The organism is Streptomyces sp. NPDC047315, from assembly GCF_040643215.1.
Classification (GTDB): Bacteria; Actinomycetota; Actinomycetes; order Streptomycetales; family Streptomycetaceae; genus Streptomyces.
The window spans coordinates 1-6,349 of the sequence record NZ_JBEYTZ010000083.1 but is presented as its reverse complement, the minus strand read 5'-3'; the positions used below and the strand labels follow the sequence as shown (position 1 = coordinate 6,349).

The following is a 6,349-nucleotide window of genomic DNA, read 5'->3' as shown; positions in this document are numbered from 1 at the left end:
GGTGTGCTGGGTTTGGAAGACGCCGTACGGCTTGCGTGTGCTCGTGGTCGGTTGATGCAGGGCCTTGCTGGTGGTGGCGTGATGGTGTCCGTCGCTGCCCCGGCCGAGAAGATTGAGGCGCGGATCGCAGGCGTTGCGGGTGTGTGGGTGGCTGCGGTGAACGCGCCGGAGTCGGTGGTCCTTGCTGGGGAAGCCGACGCTGTCCGTGCTGTGGTGGACGAGCTGACGACTGAGGGTGTGCGGACGCGGTCGTTGCCGGTGAGCCATGCCTTCCACACGCCGCTGATGGATCCGGTGTTGGAGGAGTTTGCTGCCGCGATCGCTGATCTGTCGTTCGGGCCGGCCGACATTCCGGTGGTGTCGACGGTCGCGGGTGAGCTGGCGGACGCGGCCTTCGGAAGCCCCGAGTACTGGGTGGAGCACGCTCGTCAGCCCGTGCGGTTCGCGGACGCGGTCGACGTAGCACGTGGGTTGGGTGTTCGGTTGTGGGCTGAGGTGGGTCCGCAGCCTGCACTGTCTGCCGCGATGCCCGAGCGTGATGGCGAGGCTGTCGCGAGTTTCATGCGTCGTGACCGCGACCAGGTCACCAGTGTTCTCACGGGTCTGTCTCGACTCCACGTGCACGGCGTGGACATCGACTGGGACCGTTGGCTGCCCGAGGCGTCTGAGCGGGTGGAGGTGCCGACGTACGCCTTCCAGCGTCGCCGTTACTGGGTGACGGGGTCCGCAGGCATGGGCGGAGGTTCGCTGACTGGTGCAGGTCTGGCGGTCGCAGGTCATCGACTGCTGGGCGCGCAGGTTTCGCTCGCCGGTGGTGGTGTGGTGTTGACGGGGCGGTTGTCGACGTCGGCGCAGCCGTGGCTTGCTGATCACGCGGTCTCGGGTGTCGTGATCGTGCCGGGCACGGCCTTCGTTGACCTGGCGGTACATGCCGGGCTTCAGGCGGGTTGTTCCCGGTTGGGCGAGTTGACGTTGCAGGCGCCTCTGGTCCTGGCGCAGGACGGTCCGGGTGTGACCGTGCAGGTCGTCGTCGACGATCCCGACGAGCACGGCCAACGCGCGGTCAACATCTACTCCCGGCCGGACGGCGACGACAGCGGCTGGACCCGACACGGCACGGGCATGCTCACCCCCGCCCCCGAACCCGCAGTAGCGGACGTGGTCTGGCCTCCGTCCGGCAAGTCGATGCCGGTGGAGGACATCTACTCGGGTCTCGCGGACGCCGGCTTCGACTACGGTCCGGTGTTCCAGGGCTTGCGGCAGGTCTGGGTGGACGGGAAGGACGTGTACGCCGAGGTCGTGCTTCCCGACGACCCGTCGGGCTTCGCCCTGCACCCGGCCCTGCTCGACGCAGCCCTGCACGCCCTCGCCGTCACCGGTGAGTCGTCCGACGCCGGCCTCCCCTTCGCCTTCACCGGCGTACAGGTCCACCGTCCCGGCGCCTCGACCCTGCGGGTACGCCTGCGCCGTGACGAGCACGACGGCGTCAGCCTGGAGGCCGTCGACGTCGCCGGCGACCCCGTCGCGTCCGTCGAATCCCTCGCCTTCCGGCCGGTCACCCACGCCGACCTCACCGGGCCGGGGACGTCCACCGTCGACCTGCTGCACGTACGGTGGATGCCCCTCCCCGCGCCGGCCCCGGACCCGGCCGACACCGAGCCCGCGGCCCACGTGATCGCAACCCCCGACGTCGACGCCGCGTCCGCCGCCCTCCGCGACAGCTCGGCCGAGCCGCGCTGGGTGGTGCTGCCCTGCCGCAGCGGCGCCGACGGCTCGGTCCCGGAGCGGGCGCGCGCCCTGACCGGATGGCTGCTCGGTCAGGTGCAAGCCTTCCTCGACGCACCCGAGATGGCCGGCCGCCGGCTGGTCGTGCTGACCCGGCGCGCGGTCGCGGCCGACGAAGCGGACCGCGGCGTCGACGTGGCCTCGGCCGGTGTCTGGGGGCTGGTGCGCTCGGCGCAGTCGGAGCACCCTGACCGGTTGGTCCTGCTGGACGTCGACACCGAGGTGGCCGACGACGAGTGGCCCGCCCTCCTGTCGGCCCTCGCCGCAGCCCCGCTGCCCCAACTCGTAAGGCGGAACGGGACGCTGCTGACGCCGCGCCTGGAACCGCAGGGGCGCGACGGCGACCTGGCCGTGCCCCCGCAGGGCCCGTGGCGGCTCGCGACCGGCTCCGGCGGCACCCTCGACGGACTGGCCCTGGAACCGCAGCCGTCGACCGCCGGCGAACCGCTCGACGCGGGCCTGGTGCGAGTGGCGGTACGCAGCGCCGGCCTGAACTTCCGTGACGTCCTCATCGCCCTCGGCATGTACCCCGGCGCGGCCACGATCGGAGGCGAGGGCGCAGGCGTCGTCACCGAGGTCGGTCCGGACGTCACCGGGCTGGCCGTCGGCGACCGGGTCATGGGCCTGATGCCGGATTCGTACGCCGACACCACGGTGGCCGACGCACGCATGGTGGTCCGCGTGCCCGACGGCTGGACGTTCCAGAAAGCCGCGTCCGTCCCCATCGCCTTCCTCACCGCCCGGTACGCACTGTGTGACCTGGCTGGTTTGCGTGCGGGTGAGCGGGTGCTCGTGCATGCGGGTGCGGGTGGTGTGGGCATGGCGGCGATCCAGCTCGCGCACCATCTCGGTGCGGAGGTGTTCGCGACCGCGCACCCCTCGAAGTGGGGGACTCTACGGGCTCTGGGGGTGGCGGACGATCACATGGCGTCGTCCCGTGATCTGGACTTCCGGCGGGACTTCGCGGAGGTCACGCAGGGCGCGGGCATGGATGTGGTGTTGAACTCGCTCGCGGGTGAGTTCGTGGACGCCTCGCTCGAACTGCTCCCGCACGGCGGTCGGTTCATCGAGATGGGCAAGACCGACGTACGGGACGCGGCTGCGCTGCCGCCCGGCGTCACGTACCGCACCTTCGACCTGTCCGACCCCGAACCGGAGCGCATCGGAGAGATGCTGACGGAGCTCCTGACACTGTTCCGCGACGACGCCTTGCGGCTGCTGCCGCTGACCGCGTGGGACGTGCGCCGGGCCCCGGCCGCGTTCGCCCACGTACGGATGGCCCGGCACACCGGCAAGGTCGTCCTCGGCGTACCCGTACCGCTCGACCCGGACGGCACCGTGCTGGTCACCGGCGGCACCGGCACCCTCGGGGGCCTGGTCGCCGAGCACCTGGTGACGGAGCACGGCGTACGGCACCTGCTGCTGACCAGCCGCCGCGGACCGGAAGCGCCGGGCGCCGCCGAACTCGTCGAGCGCATGACCGAGTTGGGAGCCGAAGTCCGCGTCGTGGCGGCCGACCTCGCGCTGCGCGAGGACACCGCGGCCGTCCTCGCCCAGGTCGATCCGGCGCATCCGCTCACCGGAGTGGTCCACGCGGCGGGCGTCGCCGACGACGGGATCTTCGACTCGCTGACGCCCGAACGCATCCAGCGGGTGATGGCGGCCAAGGCCGACGCGGCATGGCACCTGCACGAGCTGACCCGCGGCGCCGACCTGGCCATGTTCACGCTGTTCTCGTCCGCGTCCGGAGTGCTCGGCTCCCCGGGCCAGGCGAACTACGCGGCGGCCAACACCTTCCTCGACGCGCTCGCCGAACACCGCAGGGCGCAGGGGCTCGCGGCGCAGTCGCTGTCCTGGGGACTGTGGGCCCGGCGCAGCGCCATCAGCGGGAACCTCACCGACGCCGACCTCGCCCGCGTGGCCAGGTCCGGCATGGTGCCGCTGGGCGACGAGGACGGGCTGCGCCTGCTGGACGAGGCGCGGCACCGCAGCGGACGCGCGCACGCCGTACCGCTGCTGCTCGCCCCGGGGCACCGGCACACCAACCCGCTCCTGGCACACCTGGGCGGACCCGCCCGCCCGGCGCGGAGCGCGGCGCGCAGCGGGGAAGTCCGCGCGCCGTCCGTACCGCTGGCCGAGCGACTGCGCGAACTGCCCGTCGAGGACCAGCGGCGCACGCTGCTGACACTGGTGCGGGAGCAGGCCGCGGCCGTACTCGGCCACGAGTCCACGGACGCCATCGGCGACCGCAGGCCCTTCAAGGAGCTGGGATTCGACTCCCTCACCGGCGTCGAGGTCCGCAACCGGCTCGGCGCCGCCACCGGGATGTCACTGCGCGCCACCGTGGTGTTCGACTTCCCCACGCCGGCCGCGCTCGCCGACCACCTGTGGGAGGCGCTCCGGCCGGACGACGGCGCGGGAACGTCCCCGATCCTCGCCGACCTCGCCCGCCTGGAAGCCGCACTGGCCCAGGCGCCCGGCTCCGGCGAACTGCACGGCGACGTGCGCGACGAGATCACCGCCCGGCTGGAGGACATCCTCTGGAGCTGGCGGGACACGGCGGGGACGCGGCCGGTCGTCGTCGATGAGGACGACGACGACCTGGCCGGCGTCACCGACGACGAGATGTTCGACCTGATCGACGAAGAGCTCGGCAGGCAGTGACGTGCCCGATCGCCTGCCCGCCGCACGCTAGGAGAAAGTTTCGGATGTCAGACGAGCAGAAGCTGCGGGAATACCTGAAGAAGGTCACGACCGACCTGCGGCAGACCCGCAGGCGGCTGGAGGAAGCGCGGTCCGCCGAGCCGGAGCCGATCGCCCTCGTCGGGATGAGCTGCCGCTTCCCCGGCGGCGTCGCGTCCCCCGAAGGGCTGTGGGAACTCGTCGCCGGCGAACGGGACGCGATCAGCCCGTTCCCGCGCGACCGCGGCTGGGACGTGGACGGCCTGTACGACCCGGACCCCGAGCGGACCGGCACGTCGTACGCCCGGGCTGGCGGGTTCCTCGCCGACGCGGGCGGGTTCGACGCCGAGTTCTTCGGGATCAGTCCGCGCGAGGCGCTGGCGATGGACCCGCAGCAACGGCTGCTCCTCGAACTGTCGTGGGAAGTGTTCGAGGACGCCGGCATCGACCCGTCCTCGGTCGCCGGGCGACCGGTCGGCACCTTCGTCGGAACGTCCACCTCCGGATACGGGATCACGCTGACCGAGACGCCGCCCGGCGTGGAGGGGTACCTGCTGACGGGCAGCGCCGCGGCCGTTGCGTCCGGGCGGATCGCGTACACCCTCGGCCTGGAGGGACCGGCGGTGACCATCGACACCGCGTGTTCGTCGTCGTTGGTCGCGATGCACCTGGCCGGTCAGGCGCTGCGGTCCGGCGAGTGCGACCTCGCCGTGGCCGGCGGCGCGACCGTCATGTCCAGCCCGGGCACGTTCGTGGAGTTCAGCCGACAGCGGGGTCTGTCGCCCGACGGACTGTGCAAGCCGTTCGCGGCGGCTGCGGACGGCACCGGCTGGGGCGAAGGCGTGGGCCTGGTGTTGTTGGAGCGGCTGTCGGACGCGGTGGCGAACGGTCACAAGGTGTTGGCGGTGGTGCGGGGTTCGGCGGTGAACCAGGACGGCGCGTCGAACGGTCTGACCGCGCCGAACGGCCCGTCGCAGCAGCGGGTCATCCGCCAGGCGCTGCGCAACGCCCGCGTCTCCGCCAAGCAGGTGGACGTCGTGGAGGCACACGGCACGGGAACGACCCTTGGCGACCCCATCGAGGCGCAGGCGCTCCTTGCCACCTATGGGCAGGGGCGCGCGGACGACCGTCCGCTGTGGCTCGGTTCGGTGAAGTCGAACATCGGGCACACGCAGGCCGCTGCGGGTGTGGCCGGTGTGATCAAGATGGTGATGGCGCTGCGTCACGGGCGGCTGCCCATGACTTTGCATGTGGATGAGCCGTCGCCGCATGTGGATTGGTCGGCGGGTGAGGTACGGCTGTTGACGGAGCCGGTGGCGTGGGAGCGCAATGGTCACCCGCGCAGGGCCGGGGTGTCGTCGTTCGGCGTGAGCGGCACCAACGCCCACGTCATCCTGGAAGAGCCGCCCGCCGTACAGCGGAAGGCTGTCCCGGCAGCAGTGGGGGATGGTCCGGTGCCGTGGGTGGTGTCGGGTCGGGGTGATGCGGGTCTGCGGGGGCAGGCGGCGCAGTTGGCGAGGTTCGTACGAGGTCAGCGGGCGGCTGGTGGCCCGGCGTGGCTCGCGGGTGTTGCCGCTGGGTTGGCGGGGCGGGCCGGTCTGGAGGACCGGGCCGTGGTCGTCGGGTCGGATGTGGACGAGTTGCTGGCCGGGCTGGATGAGTTGGCTGCCGAGGGCCAGCCGTTGCGGGCTCGGACCGATGCGGGTGTGGTGTTCGTTTTCCCCGGTCAGGGTGGTCAGTGGGTGGGGATGGGTCGTGAACTCCTCACTTCTTGGCCGGTGTTCGCTGGGCGGATTCGTGAGTGTGAAGAGGCGCTGGTGCCGTTTGTCGATTGGTCGTTGTCGGAGGTGTTGACCGGTTCTGATGAGGCGTGGTTGGGGCG

Annotated in this window: 2 protein-coding genes; both read left to right on the top strand. The window is 71.8% G+C overall.

Annotated features, from left to right (window positions below; translation table 11 throughout):
• Window positions 1-54 precede the first annotated feature (54 nt).
• Window positions 55-4,449 carry an SDR family NAD(P)-dependent oxidoreductase gene (locus ABZ842_RS38465; protein WP_361548440.1) on the top strand — a complete coding sequence of 1,465 codons (4,395 nt, stop codon included), beginning with the start codon at window positions 55-57 and terminating at the stop codon, window positions 4,447-4,449.
• 44 nt (window positions 4,450-4,493) lie between these two features.
• Window positions 4,494-6,349 (top strand): type I polyketide synthase (locus tag ABZ842_RS38460; RefSeq protein ID WP_361548437.1); only part of this gene is annotated, 1,856 nt, incomplete at its 3' end.